The following is a 20,345-nucleotide window of genomic DNA, read 5'->3' as shown; positions in this document are numbered from 1 at the left end:
TTCTTTGGGTGCCGTCAGGCATCAGGGTGACGACAGGATCACGTTTCCGGTTGGACGCCAGAACGGCGTTAGCCTCGGCAACGACTGTTCTCTGGATGGACATCACGTTTTCAGGTTCTAAGATCGATGCCTCATCGGAAACGACGGTTGTATTCACCTCACTGGGTGGATTGCTTTGGGGGCTGTTGAGGGACATTGGATACTCCTTTCTGAACGACACCGCCAACCTGCCGGACGACTTCCGGCCCAAACTGGCTAAGCATGGTTTGCTGTTGGGCAGCTTGTTGCGCCGCCGCGATTTCTTCTTTGGTCTTAATCAGACCCTTGGTATCAATTCCGATAGCGGTGGCCCGGCGGGCAATGTAGTCATCAAGGTTCATGTATTGGGCCAATATCTCCGGCCCCAGCGTGTTGGCCAATCCAGTGATAAAGACATCGAGTTTATTCAGGTCATGCCCCCGTCCCAGCGCCTCTAGGCCAGTGATAATCATCGGTTTAATCGAATCCCTGGGCAGAGACGGGAGCTTTTTGACCTTTTCCATCTGGTGGATTTTCCGCCGCACATACGGCAACTGAAATTCCTGGGCCAGAATGGAATACAGTCCACCCAATGCGTCTTCAAGTTCACGCGCCATGAAGCGGACTTCTTCAGCAGTGACCCTTTCGGCATTGCGCTGGATAGAGGAGTTTAGAAGAAAGGCATAACTAAGCCTTTCCTCAATGCGTCCCATCTGTTCATACGCAATACGGAAATCGTTAAACTTTTGCAGTTGGAGAACGGTGACATCTTCGGCATTGCCTTCCCGGATAGCACCGTTCGGTGATTCTGCCAATGTCTTGGCACGGGTAGTCCCGTTGGGATTGATCAGGAACAAGACTTTGGCCGCAGCAGCGGAACCTTCTACAATGGCACGGGACAAGCCTTCCAAAGATTTAAGATCGCCAAGGTATTCCTCGACATACCCACGCCCGTAATCCTCGCCATCAATACGGTTTCCACGAAGCGCAATAAACGGACAACGATCCAATGGATACGTTCCCTTGGATTCGGGAATCACGATTCCTTTGACTTCCTGGGAAATTGTCCATTGTTTGTCCGTCCGCTTGATCCATGTGTAGAGATTGACGGTCTTTTCAGAACTGTCCATCCGATCCGTAATCAGTTTCCGAATATTGTCAGGTAAGGCCACTGGAGCCAGGGTTTCATGAATGACGATTTCCAGAACGTGTCCCATCGGGTCACGCTGGACTACATAGCGATCCAGGTGAAAGACCCGCATGCCATCGTCACGGGACATATCCATCAGGACATTCCCGGCAACAAGCAAATGCTTGAGGACTTCAAAAACGGCCACCCGGTCTGCCGAGGTTTCAATCTCTGTCATCACGGCCTGTTCAATACGGGACAGACCGGATTCCAATTCAGTCTTCAGGGCCGGGTCTGTATTCTGGAGTTGGCCCAGGGTGAAGTCATCGATTTTTAAACGAAAGAAAGGGCTGTTTGGCGGTAACAACGCCAAGAGCAGTTTGGACGCAAGGTTATTAACCCCTCGTGCGCCGACACCTTGAAACGGGGTTTCCAGGCGCATTGTATCGGTCTGACCAGAAGGGGGAATCAGGCTGGGAATAGTGAGTTTTGAAACTTCTCTCGCCCGTTCCAGGTAGACACTCCGTTTTGGCTCAAGCTCACGATAGCGGGCTTCAGCAGACCCAACGGATTCAATATTCATAATGGCTATCGTTAATTCGGAATATTGATGCCAGTGGCGGAACCAGGAATGGAGAGATCAATACGAAGAGTGCGCGTCCCGGATCGGCGGGCGTTTCTGTCATCCTTACGCTTGCGGTTAGGATCATTAAGTACCGGTGCTTCCGGGGTGGGTTCAGGCGGTGGAGGAGGCGGTGGTAATTCCGGTGCCTTGACCGGCTGGATCTTGGGAACTTTAGGCTTTGAACTACACATCAGAGTGGCCCCTCCAGAATGTTTTCGGTCTGTCGCTTATACATCTCATTGAGGAAGCGAACCACGCGACGTTCCCCGGCTTTGAGCCAAACCTCTCGATCTGACCATTCCATTTCAGGATACCGCTCTGGGTATCGTTGGTTCAGTTCATCGAGGAGTAGCTTGGGGATCAATGGAAAATTATTTTCTTGCATCGCTTTTCCTCCTACAGGGCAACTTATATCAGCATCTGAAATAGGTGGCCCTGTAGGAAAAGCCAAAAAAGCATGAATACAGAAGTTAATTTAGAGATAAGATAGCTTTTCCACTGCATGCTCTTGAACTAAAACAGAACTCCGCGAAGCAAAAACAGCGCACCCACGGTCACCGCTTTTACAAAGCAACACCCAGCGAAAATGACCGGGGAAATAATTGACAGAGATTTGTGAAAGCCTATATCGTGGTATGAAACCCGCTCCGCCCCCCCATAGCCCCCATGAACGCTAGCCCAATAGGAAACACTATGCTCTCTAGGCTAGACGCCTTGTTCCTGAAACCCTTATCCCTAAAGCCTTTACAGGATCGATAGTCCTAAGCCCTAACTAACAATTCCTCACTTTCTCCTCACTAACAGACTGAATCAAGCTATTGATAGCCTGGATCACCCTGCTTTTTTATTTCACTTGCCTTTCCCTTATCTATTGTTTGATCTATTTTTGCTACAAGTCTCTACAGACAAGGGTTTTAGACGTTTAAACATTAAAGGAAATGGGCATAATGCCGATATACAGGGTAACAGACGGTATCAGGCTAATCATGGAGTAGCGATCCTATGATGAGAGATGTTTATATCTGTATCCCACTGGTGGGAGAAATTTATCTTGAGCGGCGATGTTCAACACGGGGATCACCTTTTTGGGTGACGGCCCAATACAAAGGGCAATGGTTATTTTGTATCGGTTGGTTATGCGGTGGAATTGCTTTTTGTAGCTCTCAAAAACATCGTTGTTGAAAAAAATATTTTACATGAGGGGTTGACGAAAATCATTTTATCGGTTTTCATGAGTTTAACAAAGTTATAGACTTAAACATTGATAAGTCCAGAAATGGGCTTTTTGTTTCTCAAAGACTATAACAAAGTTAAACACTAAAACAATGTTAATCGATAGGAGTAGCACCATGACAACTAAGCCAAAACGCGATCTCTATCAGGAGATCACCGACAAGATCATTGTCTCCCTGGAACAAGGGGTACGGCCCTGGAAATGCCCTTGGGATCAAGCCCGGTACGGTGGCCATGCAGGCTTGCCGCATAACGCCAAAATGAACCGTTGCTATAGCGGGATCAACGTTCCGATCCTTTGGATGACAAAAGAGGAAAAGGGATACGGTTCTAACGGCTGGTTGACCTACAAACAGGCTTCAGAAATGGGGGGATCGGTCAAAAAAGGCGAAAAATCCACCTCGGTAGTTTACTGGAATTTTACCGACGTGGCCGATCCCAAAGAAGGCGATCCCAACAATGTGAAGCGCATTCCATTTCTGAAATGCTTTAACGTGTTCAACGTTGAACAGTGCGAAGGCATTGAAATTCAAAAACCGGATATCAAAACTCCTGAACAGGCATGGGAGGATATCCAACGCATTGAGGGGATCATCCAAGCCAATAAGGTTGATCTTCGCTTTGAAGCGGCAGGCGTTCGGGCTTGCTATTCCCCCTCATTCGATTTCATCAACATGCCCAAAAAGGAACGGTTCAAAACCGGCGGGGATTACTATTGCACCTTGTTCCATGAAATGACGCACTGGACGGGCCATCATTCCCGGCTTGAGCGGGAATTTAAGGGACGCTTTGGGGATGAGTCATACGCCTTTGAGGAACTGATCGCAGAAATGGGATCGGCGTTCCTGTTTGCCGATCTGGGGCTTGAAGGCAACGTTCAACATGATTCCTACATTGCGTCATGGTTGCGGGTTCTGAAGAACGACAAAAAGGCGATATTCAAAGCCGCTACCGAGGCCAGCAAGGCCCATCAATTCATTCTCAAAGCCGCCGGGGAACTAGATAAACCGGAAGCATTGGAGGAGGCCGCCTAGCGGCTCCCTCCCTTCAGTCTCCAGCATCGGGGATTGAAGGGAGGGAAACCCCTCCTGTTGAGTCAATGAAAAAAGGAGTAACAAACAATGGGTTATACGCATTACTGGAAAAGTGAAAACCTAAACGAAAAGAAATTCATTCAAGCCATCAAGCACATGCGTTTGGTGGTGGAACGGGAAAAGAAAACCCTGGAGATTCCCAAAAAGAAATCAAAGGATTCTCTCTTATTCAATGGCCTTGGGGAGGATGCCCATGAGGATTTCTTTCTGGCCTTAAACCTGAATTTCAATTTCTGTAAGACAGCCCGGAAGCCCTACGATATGGCGGTTGTGGCCTGCCTCTGTATCCTAGAGCATTTTTGCCCGGATGCTGGCGTTAGCAGTGACGGCCACCCGGATGAATGGCTAGACGGCTTGCAACTGGCACGGGAAGCAACCGGGATTGAAGCCATGAAGCTTCCTAAAAAAGTGCTTGGCTTGGATATGTTCTATGACTGGTTCCAAGCCCAGTACAAAAAAGACAAGGTGCTTGAAAAGGCATTGTCTGAACGGTGCATGTCCCTCTAGTCGAAACCCGCTTTATGCGGGTCTGGCGGGGATAGGCTACCGCTACTGATGAGACAGCCTGATAACAAGAGGAGTAACAACCGTGTATGTCATAGAAACCCATGTCAACGAAACAAGAAACCATTACATATCGGAGCCGTTCCATACCGAAACATTTACGGACAATATCGGGGAACTGTTCAAGTTCCTTCAAAGGGAATATGGCCGGTGCGTTTCCAAAATGTACCGGGATTTGAAAGACGGCTCCACTGTCATTGTGGGATGGGTGTTTTCCAAACAGCGGCAATATGAAGACTGCAAGGACACCTATCAACACACCGTGTGGGTAGAACTGGCAAAGTCTGTCACCCGCATTCCCGAACGTTATGAAGTCAACCCGATTTATTTGGAGGAGTAACAACCATGCCTGTAACTTATGAAGCCGATACTTATTACCGTTTCAGCCCCTTTGTCAAAAACTGGATCGCTACCAGTGGGGTCATGAATTTCTGTGAACAGCACCGGTGCTTTTGGGTACTGGATGCCGTAGCCTCGTATGTTCCCACGCTAGCCAAGCGCAAAGGGATTGATTACTTCCTGATCATCACCGTGGAGGTCAACCCAGACAAAACGGCGCTTTTCACTATGAAGCAGGAAATCAGGGACGCCCTGGCCGAAGGGGAGGAGGTCTTGATCCGGCAGGTCATCGACTATACCGATCTCAAGGAAAACCTGAAATTCTGGGCCATCAATGAAAGCCCTGGAGACTATGATCCTAAAAACCAAACGGTCATATTATTACCGGAGGAGTATTAAAGCGTTCCTTCTCCCAGGGAGTTTAGAGACTCCCTGCTTTGAGGGAATTTTTCCCTTTCTCAAGATGTCAGAAAGTGTTAAACTTTGTAAGACAGTTAAACAAAGTTGGAAGATGAACCTGCTATGTATAAACCTGAAATTTCCAAGATGATCAAGTGTTTCGAGGTTTTAATCGAGGACTTGTCGCCCAAAATATCCTTATTCGATACCCTGATTTTCCTGCATATCTGCCTAAAGGAAGAGTACCCTTTAACGGAACTGGGCAATGAGCTTGGGTTGGACACTGTTGATACTTCCCGCAAAGTCAGCGCATTAGGAGACCGACGCTTTGCCGGTGGCAAGGCGAATGAGGGGTATAACGTGGTCTATACTGAAGCGGATACTATCAACCGCGCCTATAAAAATGCCCTATTGACGGCCAAAGGGAAAGAAATCCAAGAGCAATTACTGAAAATCCTTAAGGGGCAAGAGCAGGTCAAACCTCCAGGCAAGGCAAAAAAGTAGGCTTTAATAGCTAATTCCCCCATTTCAGGGGGCGGTTTACCATTCACGGATTCTGGGTATAGTGCTGATATAATATCATTTTCTGACATCGTTTATGGAGGGCCTTTTGACCATGCCGGAACCAGAGATTAACAAGCTGATCCAGAGCCTGGAAGCGCTTTCCAAGGAACTATCCCCCAAGGTTTCTTTGGAACAGGCCATCTTATACCTGTTGGTCTGTACCAAGGAAGACTACCCCCTGACTGAACTGGGGGAACGCATGGACTGGAATGCTTTGAAAACGTCCCGGCAGGTCAACACGCTGGCCGCTGAACGATACGACGGCAGAGAATATCATCAAGGGTATGAAGTGCTTTACACCCAGGAAGACCCGGAAAGCCGCATCTTCAAGAATGTCTTTTTGACGCACAAGGGGAAAGAGCTTAAAGAGACGATTTTGGGCATTTTACGGGAAAAATCAGTCAAAAAAGGCTGAAACACAATAAAATAAGCACTTTCAGCCTGTAAATAGGTTTAAAACGCTGTCATAACGGGTAGAACCCGGTTAGAGAGGTTTTTCGGCGAGAAGCCGCTCTCTGACCGGGCTATGCCCGTTTTTTTGCTCTCAACTATATCAGATTCTGATAATGATTCAGCTTCTGAAATAGGTTGCGCTATTGGGCACAAGAACGGCTTGCCCCGGTGACGGTTAGCAACCCCCCAAGCGATCAAGAAGGGAGCAACACCATGAAAGCACAATACGCAAACGCCAAAGAAGATCAGCAACTCAACCTGGAAACCGAGATGCTGGGCATGACAGTGACACGCTACCGCAATCAACGTTCCAAGGCGGCGGAAAGCCAACTGGAAACATCCACCAAGGCAGGACTCCATTTATTGAAAGGAGCCATTGATCCGATGGTGGAAGCCATCGAAGCCTATTACAAAACGATCTGTTCCAATAAAGGCCCCAAGCCAATCGCCTATCGGCACATGACTCTGTTAGAGCCGGAAGTCATTGCCTTTCTCACAGCAAAGTCACTCCTCAACAGTGTGACCCGGCGGCAAAGCCTCACCCATGCTGCTTTCCATGTCGGTCAACTCATTGAGGATGAGGCCCGCTTCCGTTTCTATGACACCGAGAAGGCGGACTATTACAACGCGGTGTATAACCGAGTCAAAGTGAAATCCTCGTATGAATACAAGCGCACGGTGCTAGTGCATTCCATGAGCAAAGCGGGTTTGACGTGGGAAGCCTGGACAACGGCAGACAAAGTACAACTGGGCAAGTCGCTCATCGATCTGTTCAGTCAGGCCACGGGTTTGGTGGAAAGTATCGAGGTACGGAGCGGCAAAAAAAAGACCCAATATTTTGTTACCGCCACACCCAAAACCCTGACCTGGTTGGATATTGAAAATACCCGCTGCGAACTCCTGGCTCCCACCTATTTCCCGATGGTGGTGGAACCCAGAGATTGGACAACGCCCTTTGACGGCGGCTATACCGGGGCGATGGCAGGGCGGTTGCAACTGGTCAAAACATATAACGGCGCGTATCTCGATGAATTGCGTAATGTGGAAATGCCGCTGGTGTATGAAGCCATCAATCGGATTCAGAAAACGGCCTGGAAAATTAACCAACCCGTGTTGGAAGTCCTGGAAACTGTTTGGGAAACCAATCTTGAAATCGGGGACTTGCCATGCCAGGATGATCGAAAGCCTCGTGTCTGTCCCTTTCCGGTAGAACTGAAACCCAAGGCCATGACACTGGAGCAACAGGCGGTCTTCAAAGACTGGAAACGTGAAGCGGCCAGTATCTATGACGCCAATGTCATCAACCGTTCCAAACGGTTATTGGTCAGCAAGGTGATTTATCTCGCCAATAAATTCCGGGAAGAATCGCGCATTTACTTTCCGCACTGCCTGGATTTTCGGGGCCGGGTGTATGCGGTGCCTCACTTCTTGAACCCACAAGGCCCGGACGTGGCGAAAGCCCTCTTGACCTTTGCCGAAGGGAAACCCATTGGCAATGAAACGGCGGCTAACTGGCTGGCCATTCATGGGGCCAATGTGTATGGATATGACAAGGTGAGCTTGGAAGAGCGCGTCCGCTTTATCGATACCTTGAAGCCCACCATCCTGGCTATTGCTGAGAGTCCCTTTGAACATACCGAATGGACTCAAGCCGACAAACCTTGGCAGTTTCTGGCCTTTTGCTTTGAGTGGGCCGGATATCTCCGAGAAGGTTATGGCTTTGTCTCTCATCTCCCGGTATCGCTCGACGGCAGTTGTAACGGCTTGCAGCACTTTTCAGCCATGCTCCGGGATGAAACCGGTGGGCTAGCCGTCAACCTGATTCCATCCGAACAGCCCCAGGATATTTATCAACGGGTGGCGGATGTGACTGCTGCAAAACTGGCCGGGATTCTTGAATATCCCCATGACAAAAGTGATCTAGCCGAAACCTGGTTGTCATTGGGCATTACTCGAACCATGACCAAGCGCCCTGTCATGATCCTCCCTTACGGTGGCACCCGTCATGCCTGCCGCCAATACATTGAAGATGAACTTCGCCAACTGCTGAAAGATCGGGACAACCCGTTTCAGCAAGGCGAACGGGATCGGATTTTTGAAGCATCCGATTTTCTGGCTGGTATTGTCTGGGACAGTATTGGCGAAGTGGTCATTGCTGCCCGCAATGTCATGGACTGGCTCCGAAAAGCGGCATCATTGGCTGCCAAAGAAGGCTTGCCGGTGAACTGGATGACACCCTCCGGTTTCCATGTCCAACAGGCTTACCGGGATGTCCGTTCACGTCGCATCAAAACAAAACTGGCCGGAAACCTGATTCGCAACGTGTACCTCACCATCCAGGAACACCTTGATAGCATCGACAAGCGCCGTCAATCCAATGGGATCAGCCCCAACTTTGTCCATTCAATGGACGCGGCGGCTTTGCACCTCTATGTGAATCTGGCTAGTGAATATGGGATTCAAGCCTTTTCACTGGTGCATGACAGCTACGGAACACTTGCGGCGGATACGGAGGTCTCGGCCTGCTGTATCCGGGAAGTGTTTGTTCGGATGTACCAGGACGATGTGTTGTCCAACTTCCGAACGGAACTCTTGGAACTCTTGTCAGAGAAAAATGCTGAAAAACTCCCGCCGGTGCCCCCCAAAGGCACCCTGGATCTGGAGATGGTGAAGCAAAGCGCGTTTTTCTTTGCCTAACACTATCAGATTCTGATAATGATTCAGCTTCTGAAACAGGTTGCCCTTTAGAGAGATAAAAAACAGAAACGGAGGCCCTTATGAACTCACCTGTGATCAAAAACTGGCTCGAATTGCCGGATGCAATTCTTCTTCCCCTGGAAGAGATCATCATCGGGCATGAACCCCAGCTTCAACCTTTAGCCGTTCCCTGTTTGTGGGACTTGCGGACTAGGTAACGGGCCATGTCTACAACACAACCCAAGCCCAAGCATCCGCAGATCACGACGCCGGTGGGGGTGGCTCGATATCCTTTTCTGCTTCGGCCTCATACCCGCTTTGACCCGGATGGAGAATACCGGGTGACGTTGATCATCCCCAAGGCGGAAGCCCAGGAACTGATCGACATCATTGACGAAGCACTGAAAGCGTCGCTGGAAAAAGCCCTGGCGGACAATCCGGCCAAAGCGGACAAAGTGCATCCGGCCCAGCCCCCTTACGCCCTCGTTACCAATGAAGCGGGTGAAGAGACCGGCCACGTTCGATTCAACTTTAAAGCCAAGGCCAAGATTAAACCGCGCAACGGGGCTGAACCATTTCATATCAAGCTGGCCATTTTTGACGCCAAGGGACAAGCCGTTTCGCCGGATGTACGCATCGGCACCGGCACTCGGATGAAAATATGTGCCGAGGTTGTCCCCTATTTTACGGACTTGGTAGGCGCAGGCGTCAAGCTGCGTTTGAAGGCAGTTCAGATTGTGGATCTGGTGGAGTACAACGGCCCCACCGCCAGCCAATTCGGCTTCGGTATGGAAGACGGCTATGACAGCACCGTTACCCCGGATGAAGATGAAGCGCCGGATGATTCCGACTTTTAACCAAAGCTTTGAACAGAGGATTCAACAGGAACTGGCGGCTAAAAAGGCCGCTTTTTTATTGGAGCCGTTTGCCGTTCCCTACCAACCAAAACGCCGTTATGTCCCGGACATCGTACTTTCCAACGGGATCATTGTTGAACTCAAGGGTGAATTTACTTCAACGGATCGTAAGAAACACCGGTTAATTCAGGCCCAATATCCAGAGCTGGATATCCGCTTTGTGTTTGCTGATCCAAATCGATTGATCGGAAACAAATCCAGCACCACGTATGCCCATTGGTGTGAGCTTTTCGGATTTCGCTATGCCGCACTGCATATCCCCGGCTCTTGGCTCCAAGAGCCATATAAACGTTTGCCCCAATTTAAAAAGGACTAATTGCCATGCAACGACAACGCACCGATTTTATTGTCATTCATTGTTCGGCAACGCCTGCCTCAATGGATATCGGGGCCAAGGAAATCGACCGCTGGCACCGGGCCAAGGGCTGGTTCAAGATTGGCTATCACTTTGTCATTCGGCGTGACGGCACCATAGAACATGGCCGGGAACTGAATGAAATCGGCGCACATGCCTACGGTGTGAATGACCGAAGCATTGGTATTTGCGTGGTGGGCGGTGTTGCCAAAGACGGCAAGACCACAGAGGAAAACTATACGGCAGCCCAATGGGTCACGCTCGAAAAGCTGGTCACTGAACTCGAAGACCAGTTCCCTCAAGCCAAAACAGTCGGCCATCGGGATGTCACTCCAGGTCGGGATTGCCCTTGCTTTGATGTGGCCACCTGGAACCGAAACCGCACTCAGAATTCACCGGAAGCCATTGAGAAAGCGGCGGCCCAGCGCCCCTTGGTTTACTCGGTGTTGCGTGAAGGAGCCAAGGGGCCTTTGGTCAAAACCCTGCAAGCCAAGTTAAACCGCTTTTCCAAAATTGACGTAGATGGCGTTTTCGGCCCCCAGACTCGGCGGGCCGTTCAGTCTTTTCAGCAACACCACAAGTTAATGGATGACGGCATTGTCGGCCCAAAAACATGGACGACTTTGCTGCGATACGACTGAGGGGGAAACAATGAAAATAATCTTGATTCACGGGATTGGTAATTACAATCCCGGATGGTCGGCTGAGATGAAAGCCGCGCAAATTCTGGGTGTGCCCAAAAGTGACATCATCGAATTCAACTATGAAGACCTGATGGAAGACAACTGGGCCAATAAAATCCTGGTACTGGCTGCACGATTAGCAGCATCTTATTATGCAACGCCGGTAGCGGGCTTTGCCGCCAATTATATTCAGGACTATGCGGACGATATTCTGATGTACTTTGTGGTTCCTGGTATCCGCAAAAAGATTATGAATCGTTTCGTCAATACCTTGCAGGAAAATCCAAAAGCCCTTGTCATTGGTTTCAGCCTGGGAAGCATTGTGGCGTATGAAACCATTAAAAATTTTCCAAAAGCGAGTAAACCAACGCTGATTACTATCGGTTCGGCACTCGGTTCACCCCCCTTAAAAGCCCTGGTCAGGCAATTTCTGAAAGTACCGGATAAGTCGCGGCCTAATGTTAAAAACTGGTACAACGTCTACAGCACGGTGGATGTCCTGAGCGGAAAAATTACAGACCTTGGCTGCAATTCCAAAGACCAATTCAAAGCAAAATCCATGCACAAGATGAGCACGTATCTCAAACACGTCAAACGCTTATTGCCACAATTCTTTTAACCCCAACACCACACTGTTACTCCTAGCCTATTCCGCCCGGCAGTGGTCTCCCTTTCCGCTGCCGGGTATTTTTATTTTGGCTATGATGAAACAGATTGAGGATACCAGCGTTTTTGAATCCAAAATGCCACATTGACCAAGCCGATAAGAGCAGGGACTTCAACCAAGGGGCCAATAACCGCCGCAAAAGCAGCCCCGGAATGAATACCGAATACGCCAACCGCAACAGCGATGGCCAACTCAAAATTGTTTCCTGCTGCCGTGAAAGACAACGACGCGGACTTAGAATAATCGGCTCCCAGCTTGTAAGCCATCCAGAATGTCACCAGGAACATAACGACAAAATAAATCAAGAGCGGAATGGCGATTTGAACCACATCTAACGGGATCTGGACGATCAGATTTCCTTTGAGGCTGAACATGACCACAATGGTAAACAGCAAGGCAATCAGTGTTATCGGGCTAATTCTGGGAATAAAGCGCTCTTGATACCAAGCCTTGCCCTTCGCCTTTACCAAAGTAAAGCGAGTGATCATTCCGGCAATAAAGGGAATGCCCAGGTAGATAAAAACACTTTCAGCGATTTGTCCCATACTGATATCTACCAATGCCCCATCCAAGCCAATTTTGGGTGGAAGCCAAGTGATAAAGAACCACGCATACACGCTGTAAAATAGCACCTGGAAAACACTATTCAAGGCCACCAGCCCAGCAGCATATTCGGGATCACCCTTGGCCAAGTCATTCCAGACAATCACCATTGCAATGCACCGGGCAAGACCAATCATAATCAGGCCCACCATATATTCCGGCTGGTTTGATAGGAATGTGATAGCCAACAAAAACATCAGAATAGGGCCAATGACCCAGTTTTGAATAAGCGATACGCTTAGGATTTTCCAATCTTTGAAGACCCTGCCTAACTCTTCATATTTCACCTTAGCCAAAGGCGGATACATCATCAGAATTAACCCAATGGCAATGGGAATATTGGTGGTTCCAACTTGGAATTGATTCCAAAAGCTTTCCACATTGGGGGAGATTACCCCGATGCCGACACCCAAGGCCATTGCCGAAAATATCCAGAGGGTCAGATATCGATCCAGAAAAGATAACCGGCAAATTGGAGCATCATTCATCGGGGCAAATTCCTCAGCTTTTAGGCGCAACAACTGGTTTCGGCAGGAGCGCAACAAGCACTCTCACTGCCGGTAGAAGAGCTATATAGGGTCTCTCCTTCATCATCGGTACGAACCCAGAATTCCCACTCGTTTCTATCCGGGTCTTGTAACCAGAATTTGTTGGCAACCGCATAGCAGCACGTCACGTTTTCCTCTTCCAGATGAGGTAGAATACCGGCGGTCTTTACCCGTTCTTTCCATGTGCTTAAGGTCTCTTGGTCAAAGAGTTCGATACCAAAATGCTGATCAAAATCAAAGGCGGGATCTTTGCCGGTGTAATCAGAACGAAGTACCAGGGCCAAATGCAACGCCGGGCTTTCCAGCCGGAAATTGGCATAGTCGGACTTTTGCTTACTGGGTTTAACATCAAAGAGCTTGCTGTAAAACGCAATGGATTGTTCTAAGTCCGATACTGGAATATTGATATGGACGCGACTGTTCATCATTTAACCATTCCTTTCTTTGTTGCCTAGATTCAGGCTTTGGGGCAGGGTTTCAACAAACTTTCGGATGTCATCCCGAACCCGACGGTAAATGTTCAAGGCATCTTCCCCAGATAATCCTTTGGCCAGCTTGGGAGGATCATCAAATCCTTGATGAACCACCTTGGTTTTGCCCGGAAATAATGGACAACTCTCGCTGGCACTATCACAGACAGTAACTACCGAATCAAAGGGAATATCCTTCAGTTCATCCACATGCTTGGATTGATGGCCGGAAATATCAACCCCGGCCTCACGCATGACTTGAACGGCAGACGGGTTTAAACCATGAGTTTCAATACCGGCGGAATAGACATCCAGTACATCCCCTTTAAGGTGCCGTGCCCAACCTTCAGCCATTTGGCTTCGGCAGGAGTTTCCGGTACAGAGAAATAAGATTTTCAATTTATTGTCTAACATCTTCCTGCCTGCACTTTGCATAATTCTTCCGGGTCGAGTTTCATGACCTGTTTTAGTTTTTTGGCATCGGTTTTGATCTTGGGTTCGCCTGATAGGGATTCAAAAATCCACTGGCAAGCCGCGCAAACTTCCGAAGGCGCATCACCGCAAGCCAGCGAGTAATATACCCAGCGACCTTTTTTCTCGGAATCAATCAAACGGGCCTGATGCAGGATAGAGAGGTGTTTACTCACCGTCGAAGGGGCCAGTTCTAGCACTTCAATAATCTGGCAAACGCACAAGTCTTGATCTTGAAGCAAACACAAGATGCGAACCCGGTTCTCTTCAGCCAGAGCTTTAACGACATTCATGAATTCGCGCAAGGGTTAAACCTCATTACTTTAATTCGCCATATATCGAATTATTATCCATCTTTTTGGATTTGTAAAGTCCTACCCTGAAAACCAACAGGAGTCTTGCCATGCGTCATCCTTATAACGCTAAGACACCTGAAAACCGCCCCTATGTCATCCATTTCTGCAAGAACAAAGCCTGTAACCGGGCATTCCTTGACATAGACCGCCACAATGCCAAAGAACCGCCCCGCTCACGTTATTGCCCGGACTGCCGGGCGCAAGGGTTGGGGAAACGTTCAAAAAAGAAAAAGACGCTACTAGCCTGACATGCGCTACATCTTTGATGTGGAGACGGATGGCTTCCTGGAAACCTATACCACCATCCACTGTCTCGTCCTGCTGGACATAGACACGCAAGCCATTCACAGTTTCGGCCCGTTTCAAATCGAAGCGGGCCTTTCTCTATTGCAGGAAGCGGATCTCATCGTTGGTCACAACATCATCAAGTTTGACCTGCCGGTGATTCAGAAGCTCTATCCCGCTTTCCAACCCAAGGGCACCATCCGGGACACCCTGGTAATGAGCCGCCTGATCTACGCCAACCTCAAGGATCGGGATTTTTCCTATCGCCACAAGCGCCCGGATTTTCCCACCAAGATGATTGGCAAGCATGCCTTGGAAGCTTGGGGGCATCGTCTGGATACCCAAAAAGACAGTTTTCGGGGGCCGTGGGAGCAATGGTCTGAGGAGATGCAACGGTATTGCGAACAAGACGTTCGGGTGACCTACCGGCTCTGGCAGAAGCTGGAATCAAAGCGGTACAGCGAACAGGCCATTAAACTGGAGCATGACTTTGCTCATATTCTCTTCAAACAGGAACAGCATGGCTTTTGTTTCGATATCCAGGCGGCGGAAAAACTGTATGCCAAGCTTCGTCAAAAACGGGACGAGTTGGTCGAAGAACTACAACAATGCTTCCCACCTTGGGAAGAGCATATTCCATTCGTTCCAAAGACCAACAACTCCAAATTCGGGTATCAAAAAGGTGTCCTGACCAACAAAATCAAGCGGACGGCCTTCAATCCCAACAGCCGGGATCAGATTGCCTTCCGTCTGCAAGTCCAACGGGACTGGGTGCCCCGTGAATACACCGAGGACGGCAAGCCCAAGATTGATGAAGCCATTCTGGATAGTCTTGACTGGCCCGAAGCCAAGTTGCTCTCCGAGTATCTGATGATCCAGAACCGGATCGCACAACTGGCCGAAGGCCCCCAAGCCTGGCTCAAGAAACAGCAAAGCGGTTGGATTCATGGCGAGGTTATCACCAACGGGGCCGTGACAGGCCGTTGTACCCACAAGAACCCGAACATGGCCCAAGTCCCTGCCAAGGGAATTCCCTACGGTGAGGAATGCCGGAGCCTGTTCACTGTGCCTCCTGGATTCAAGTTAGTCGGCGTGGATGCCAGTGGCCTGGAGCTTCGTTGCTTGGGGCATTATCTGGCCCGGTACGACAAGGGGGGCTTTGCCAAGGAAGTAGCGGAAGGCGATATTCACTGGCGCAATGCCAAAAGCCTGGGGCTGGTGGCTGCCAGTACGGTCTTTAACAAAAACTTGCCTCATCACAACTGGATTCGCAACATTGTCGCCAAGCGGTTCATCTACGCCTTTCTGTATGGGGCTGGAGATGCCCGCATCGGGGCAATTATGAGCAAGGGGGCTGATATTGGCAAACGCCTCAAGACCAAGTTTCTGAGAAAGACACCGGCACTTCGCCGCCTGAAAGAAGAGATTACCGAAAAGGTTCAGACCAAGGGCACCCTCAAGGGCCTGGATGGTCGCCTGCTGCATGTGCGCTCCCAGCATGCGGCGCTCAATACCCTGCTGCAATCGGCGGGCGCTCTGATCGTCAAGCAAGGCACGGTTTTCCTGCACGAGGAGTTGACCAGCCGGGGCTATGTCTGGGGCCGGGACTGGGCGCAGGTAGCGCATATTCACGACGAGATTCAGTTACAAATCAAAGAGGAATTTGCGGATGAAATCGGAAAAATCGCCGTCCGGTGCTTCGAGCGTGCCGGAGAACACTTCAACCTCCGGTGCCCCATCACCGGGGAATACCGGATCGGGAAAACCTGGGCGCAAACACACTGAAGACCGGAATTTCAAACGGCACCTGTTACGCGCCAAGCTGATTGCTGAAAAAGGTGGCATCTGTGAACGGTGCCAACGGGCCTTCCATCCCCAAGTGATGGTATTTCATCACCGAAGCGCCGAAGACAAGCAATTACCTCTCAATGCCGCTGTTTTGACGGATATGACCTGGGACAAGATATTGGCCGAGGCCAAACGCTGCCACCTCCTGTGCAGCAACTGCCACAAGGAAGTTCATGCCTATAAAGACCTTCGATTTCTCGACATTGAAGAGGGTGGAACGCAATACCCATGAGCGAAGGACTCAAGTATGACACTGGCAAGGTTCCCCTGGAATTGTTGCCTCCTGAAGCCTTGACTGAGATCGCCAAAGTCCTAGCCTTCGGGGCAGAGAAATACGGACGCCACAACTGGCGCAAAGGCATGGCTTGGTCTCGGCTGTTAGGAGCTATCCTCCGCCATCTGTTTGCTTGGATGCAAGGCGAAGATAAAGACCCGGAATCCGGCCTGAGCCACCTAGCTCACGCTGGGTGCGACATCCTGTTTCTCTTGACCTATGAACTCAATGCCCTTGGGACTGATGACCGATACAAAGGAAACTAATAGAGCTTCCTGCAACTATGTTGTAATTTGAACAGGAATACCTATACTCACCGCAACCGGCGTATAAATATCGACTTCCTGCTGGGGTGTTTCGAGTGAAATAATCAAAGAATACCGTGCCGTTTTATTCCATTTTTCAAGATAAGCTCGTTCTCTCCACCACCCAATAACGGGATAGATTCCAACCAAGTTGCATTCACTAATTTGAGCCGCAGTTCCTCGCCAGATATCCGAATGAATAGAACCTTTGTCCCTGGCTCTACTTCCGATCAGCCAACGTTGGCTTCCACTGGTGGTTTCCGGCGTTTCCCCCTCTTCTCTTGCAGCCACATTTAATCGGCGGACAAACTCATCTTTATTCTCTTCAGGCGTTTTTAAGTCAAATCGCAAACCAAAAGAAGGATATCGATATTTATCCTTCCAGCCTATTTCCCCTGGCCCAGGCTCAATAAAGTATGACAGCGTAATCCTAAGTTGTACTGGCGTTTCACCAGGAATACTTCTTAAAGCATCTTTCGGCCAAGGCAGCTCATAAAGGTGCATATCTTTGGTTCTATAACGGCTGGATTCAGTTTCATGCCGATCAAACGGCTGGATTGTTTGTTGTGCAATCAACGTAAGAAAATTCGTTGAGCAAGACAGTGCTTTTCGCATGTCTGGAACCCCGTACCCGGCAATTCTAATAAGGTTAGCGTACTCAGTCTTGGTATTATTTATGACATACCGGTCAAATAATGGCTGGGGCCAGTTAGCTGAATGGACTAACAATGCTCGAACAGTCTCAGGCCAAGCACCAGGATATTCCGTTTGAATCTGTGCAGCCAACCATGATGCCTGAGCGGCTGCCGCACTTGTGGCGTAAATAATATCAAACTGCCTCTCTGTATGCTGATGCGAAGTTGAAAGAAGAGACAAATCATCCATAACCGTACAAAAGCCTGTAGCGTCTTGGGCTAAGTTTCCACCCTCCATAATGATTTCCGGCTTGACGGGCCACTTGGATGTTTCCCACGATAACGACGTTGTGCTAAATGGTGACAAATCCCCTTGTCGCGCAATGGAAGTATATTGATTTCTTTCAGCAGAATTGATTACCGTTTTTTCCGTATAAGCTCCAACAGTTAAGGCGTTCCAGGACTGTCCTGGATCATGAACTGCATTCGTCTCGTTGCTATTGGGATAATTTCTCCAATCAACATCAGATTGTATGTTGCCTGAAGAAAGTACAAATAAGCGGCGATAGTCATCCTCTGCCCCAGATGAAACCTCGTCAATCGCAGCAGACCATGACGAAGGCCGTCCTTTGTCACGATCATCCTCAGATGTAACGGCAAGACAGGCAATTCTTGAAATATCAGGGGTGTTAATCTCCGGCAAGCTAATAGCCTGTTGGGTCAAAAGGCCATAAAGCTGTTTATCGTTATCATTTCCGGGCCTTGGTAATAATTTGGAAGATTCGACTTTATGACGGATAGAAACCGTTTCCCTGCTTTCCAAAGCACTTTGAAGATTTCCGTATATTGCCAAACCAGCCATCAAGGTTCCATGACCGTCTTGGCTAGAGTCGGATGTCCCCCAACTCGCATTAACGGTGTAGCAATCTTCATCGCTGATAACCGGTTCCAAAAGAGGATGGCCGTTATTAACGCCGGTATCGATAAGACAAACGGACACAGAGGGATTGGCCTCTACATTTAAGCGTGAGAGCAAATCCGTTGTCCATCGCGTTTGATCCGTATTGGAAAGCTCCATCCAGAAGCGGGCGGTTTCTTTTGCCAGACGAAATTCAGCGATGTTAGAGCTTGCTGCAATTAGCTCAACAAGGTTTTGATAGTGGGCCTTTATAAGGACAACGGCTCTTTCTGGAAAACGAAGCTCTCCATCACGGTATTCAATACCAAGTTGGCCGCAAAGTTCCCGGAATTCGTCCAAAGGTTCGGCGTTTGTTCGCAACCATACCTCACACCATACCGGCTCTCTTTGTGGCATAAGATCGGGGAGATCCTGCCAAAAAGCCTCAACCAGAGCCAACCTGATATCTTCAATACTATTAACCAAGTTTGCATTTTTTGGCTGGTTTGTTGTCTCTGAAAGTGGGCCGGTCAAATATGCCTGAATTTTATTCAAAAAATGTGATTCTTTACCCGCAGGAATATAAACCGTTGCTGAGAAAATTTCTTCTGAATTTGGAGGTTTGACTTTTTTAACGTTTAACAGCCTGATTCCAGAGTTTCTTGCTTCTAAACTTTTTGTCACAAGGTCATAGCCAGACTGACCAACGAACTCTATATACACCCCATCTTTTGTCGGCAATGATGCCGCTGTTCTGGTTTCGCTGTTTTCTCTTGCTCTTGTCCAGGCATCTTCAAGCTGTCTTTGCAGACGTGTCCCATGCTCTTCTCTGTTGGGTCTGCTAGGAATGTTAGAGCTTCCACGGGCTTGAGGTGCCCTGTAATTGAAGTTTTCTATCCCCCCGTGAACGAAGAGATGCGGAAATTGAGTAGTGGCCATTACCTATTCCTTCGATTTTTTCCCATAGGCAGAAAGCCGATCTCTTAAGCAAGCAAGTAAAAGAGGCTTTGTGACTTTCGTTTTGTCGCTCAAAATGGTTTCCTTGATGGCATCCTGACAAGCCAGAGTAATTTCAGAATGGCTAAGTCCGTTTACTTCCTGAGTCAATACGGAAATGTTGAAATTACCTTTGAATGAGCCTAATTGATTTTCAATTAAACGTCCCGCTTCTTCTTGGGAGGGCAGTTTGTAATGAAGGACATCATCAAATCGCCTGAAAAGAGCTTGATCTAATGAAGCAGGGTTATTGGTAGCAGAAATAACAAAACTGTCCGATTTATCCTGTTCGATGAATTGCAAGAAGGAATTTAAGACTCTTCTCATTTCACCCACTTCGTTATCATTCGTGCGTTCTGCCCCAATAGCATCAAACTCATCAAACAAATAAACACCTTTATGCTCTTTAATTGTGTCAAATATCTGCCTGAGTTTGCTACTGGTTTCACCCATAAATTTTGTAACGAGCTTGTCCATCTGGATTGTATAAAATGGCAGATGAAGCTCAGACGCAATAATCGAAGCAGTCATCGTTTTTCCAGTACCAGGAGGCCCCGCGATTAGAATTTTTCTTCTATGATCCAAGCCATGTTTTTTTAGTTTTTCCTGCTCTCTGTATTCCTTTAAGATTCTTTCTATTTTTTGCTTAACCGGCTTTTCAATAATTAAATCGGCTAACCTGTTATTAGTACTTTCAGGAGTAACTAATTCGGTAACATCTTTTTTGAAAGGAATAACTCGGAGAGAGCTTTCCTTAGACTTGTCAATGATAGATTTAATATCCCGTGCAAGTGCCGAATGCCCTTGACGTGCTTCATGGGCAGCAACCTGAAACGCAAGGGTGACAAACCGTTCAGCATCCTGCTCAAAATGGGATTTAATCAGTGCTTTTAACTGATCTGCGGTAGCCATAGTAGTA

21 protein-coding genes and 1 other RNA gene are annotated in these 20,345 nt (G+C 48.6%); 14 read left to right on the top strand and 8 right to left on the bottom strand.

All coding sequences use genetic code 11. The annotated features are described in order from the left end of the window. Positions 1-158: 158 nt before the first annotated feature. Together IPK79_02020 and IPK79_02015 are read right to left on the bottom strand one after the other, a co-directional pair. Entirely contained in the window at positions 159-1,730 is a 1,572-nt protein-coding gene (locus IPK79_02020; protein ID MBK8189208.1) for a phage tail protein, read from the bottom strand. A 232-nt stretch (positions 1,731-1,962) separates the two neighbouring features. After that, positions 1,963-2,157 (bottom strand): hypothetical protein, encoded by a 195-nt coding sequence (locus IPK79_02015; protein ID MBK8189207.1) that lies wholly within the window; start codon positions 2,155-2,157, stop codon positions 1,963-1,965. A 964-nt stretch (positions 2,158-3,121) separates the two neighbouring features. Between IPK79_02015 and IPK79_02010 the strand changes: the two genes are divergently transcribed. From IPK79_02010 to IPK79_01955, 12 genes are all read left to right on the top strand, one after another. Continuing rightward, on the top strand, positions 3,122-4,039 hold the full coding sequence (locus IPK79_02010; protein ID MBK8189206.1) for a DUF1738 domain-containing protein: 918 nt from the start codon (positions 3,122-3,124) through the stop codon (positions 4,037-4,039). A gap of 87 nt (positions 4,040-4,126) precedes the next feature. Further along, positions 4,127-4,606, top strand: a complete 480-nt coding sequence (locus tag IPK79_02005) for a hypothetical protein (protein MBK8189205.1) — start codon at positions 4,127-4,129, stop codon at positions 4,604-4,606. Beyond that, an RNA gene (locus tag IPK79_02000) (hammerhead ribozyme type II) lies at positions 4,605-4,669 on the top strand. The genes IPK79_02005 and IPK79_02000 overlap by 2 nt, the downstream gene beginning before the upstream one ends. Before the next feature lie 19 nt (positions 4,670-4,688). Continuing rightward, positions 4,689-5,003 (top strand): hypothetical protein, encoded by a 315-nt coding sequence (locus IPK79_01995; GenBank protein ID MBK8189204.1) that lies wholly within the window; start codon positions 4,689-4,691, stop codon positions 5,001-5,003. Between the two features lie 5 nt (positions 5,004-5,008). Further along, positions 5,009-5,401, top strand: a complete 393-nt coding sequence (locus IPK79_01990) for a hypothetical protein (protein ID MBK8189203.1) — start codon at positions 5,009-5,011, stop codon at positions 5,399-5,401. Positions 5,402-5,524: 123 nt separating this feature from the next. Further along, positions 5,525-5,905 carry a hypothetical protein gene (locus IPK79_01985; GenBank protein MBK8189202.1) on the top strand — a complete coding sequence of 127 codons (381 nt, stop codon included), beginning with the start codon at positions 5,525-5,527 and terminating at the stop codon, positions 5,903-5,905. Positions 5,906-6,011: 106 nt separating this feature from the next. Beyond that, on the top strand, positions 6,012-6,380 hold the full coding sequence (locus IPK79_01980; protein MBK8189201.1) for a hypothetical protein: 369 nt from the start codon (positions 6,012-6,014) through the stop codon (positions 6,378-6,380). A 251-nt stretch (positions 6,381-6,631) separates the two neighbouring features. Beyond that, complete coding sequence (locus tag IPK79_01975; GenBank protein ID MBK8189200.1) at positions 6,632-9,115, top strand: hypothetical protein; 2,484 nt, start codon at positions 6,632-6,634, stop codon at positions 9,113-9,115. 224 nt (positions 9,116-9,339) lie between these two features. Continuing rightward, a complete protein-coding gene (locus tag IPK79_01970; GenBank protein MBK8189199.1) occupies positions 9,340-9,972 on the top strand; it encodes a hypothetical protein in 633 nt (210 codons plus the stop codon). Further along, the gene (locus tag IPK79_01965) at positions 9,956-10,348 is read left to right on the top strand and encodes an endodeoxyribonuclease (GenBank protein ID MBK8189198.1); all 393 of its coding nucleotides are present in this window, start codon (positions 9,956-9,958) and stop codon (positions 10,346-10,348) included. The genes IPK79_01970 and IPK79_01965 overlap by 17 nt, the downstream gene beginning before the upstream one ends. Positions 10,349-10,353: 5 nt before the next feature. Further along, the gene (locus IPK79_01960) at positions 10,354-11,028 is read left to right on the top strand and encodes a peptidoglycan-binding domain-containing protein (GenBank protein ID MBK8189197.1); all 675 of its coding nucleotides are present in this window, start codon (positions 10,354-10,356) and stop codon (positions 11,026-11,028) included. 10 nt (positions 11,029-11,038) lie between these two features. Beyond that, positions 11,039-11,689, top strand: a complete 651-nt coding sequence (locus tag IPK79_01955; GenBank protein MBK8189196.1) for a hypothetical protein — start codon at positions 11,039-11,041, stop codon at positions 11,687-11,689. Positions 11,690-11,769: 80 nt separating this feature from the next. Here the strand turns inward: IPK79_01955 and arsB are convergent, their stop codons facing one another. From arsB to IPK79_01935, 4 genes are read right to left on the bottom strand one after another with little or no spacing between them, the layout of a single operon-like run. Then, positions 11,770-12,813 (bottom strand): ACR3 family arsenite efflux transporter, encoded by a 1,044-nt coding sequence (gene arsB / locus IPK79_01950; GenBank protein MBK8189195.1) that lies wholly within the window; start codon positions 12,811-12,813, stop codon positions 11,770-11,772. A gap of 35 nt (positions 12,814-12,848) precedes the next feature. Further along, positions 12,849-13,316 carry a VOC family protein gene (locus IPK79_01945; GenBank protein MBK8189194.1) on the bottom strand — a complete coding sequence of 156 codons (468 nt, stop codon included), beginning with the start codon at positions 13,314-13,316 and terminating at the stop codon, positions 12,849-12,851. Next, the gene (locus tag IPK79_01940) at positions 13,317-13,772 is read right to left on the bottom strand and encodes an arsenate reductase ArsC (protein ID MBK8189193.1); all 456 of its coding nucleotides are present in this window, start codon (positions 13,770-13,772) and stop codon (positions 13,317-13,319) included. After that, positions 13,766-14,134 (bottom strand): winged helix-turn-helix transcriptional regulator, encoded by a 369-nt coding sequence (locus IPK79_01935; GenBank protein ID MBK8189192.1) that lies wholly within the window; start codon positions 14,132-14,134, stop codon positions 13,766-13,768. Before IPK79_01935 ends, IPK79_01940 begins: the two co-directional genes overlap by 7 nt. 300 nt (positions 14,135-14,434) lie before the next feature. On the opposite strand from IPK79_01935, the gene IPK79_01930 reads away from it, so the two are divergent. Together IPK79_01930 and IPK79_01925 are read left to right on the top strand one after the other, a co-directional pair. Continuing rightward, on the top strand, positions 14,435-16,255 hold the full coding sequence (locus IPK79_01930) for a DNA polymerase (GenBank protein ID MBK8189191.1): 1,821 nt from the start codon (positions 14,435-14,437) through the stop codon (positions 16,253-16,255). Positions 16,256-16,546: 291 nt separating this feature from the next. Beyond that, on the top strand, positions 16,547-16,858 hold the full coding sequence (locus tag IPK79_01925; protein ID MBK8189190.1) for a hypothetical protein: 312 nt from the start codon (positions 16,547-16,549) through the stop codon (positions 16,856-16,858). Positions 16,859-16,873: 15 nt separating this feature from the next. Here the strand turns inward: IPK79_01925 and IPK79_01920 are convergent, their stop codons facing one another. Then, on the bottom strand, positions 16,874-19,369 hold the full coding sequence (locus IPK79_01920) for a S8 family peptidase (GenBank protein MBK8189189.1): 2,496 nt from the start codon (positions 19,367-19,369) through the stop codon (positions 16,874-16,876). A gap of 3 nt (positions 19,370-19,372) precedes the next feature. Beyond that, on the bottom strand, positions 19,373-20,338 hold the full coding sequence (locus tag IPK79_01915; protein MBK8189188.1) for an ATP-binding protein: 966 nt from the start codon (positions 20,336-20,338) through the stop codon (positions 19,373-19,375). Positions 20,339-20,345 lie beyond the last annotated feature (7 nt).

Source organism: Vampirovibrionales bacterium (assembly GCA_016712355.1).
Classification (GTDB): Bacteria; Cyanobacteriota; Vampirovibrionia; order Vampirovibrionales; family Vampirovibrionaceae; genus JADJRF01.
This window is presented reverse-complemented; position numbering and strand designations above follow the sequence as displayed.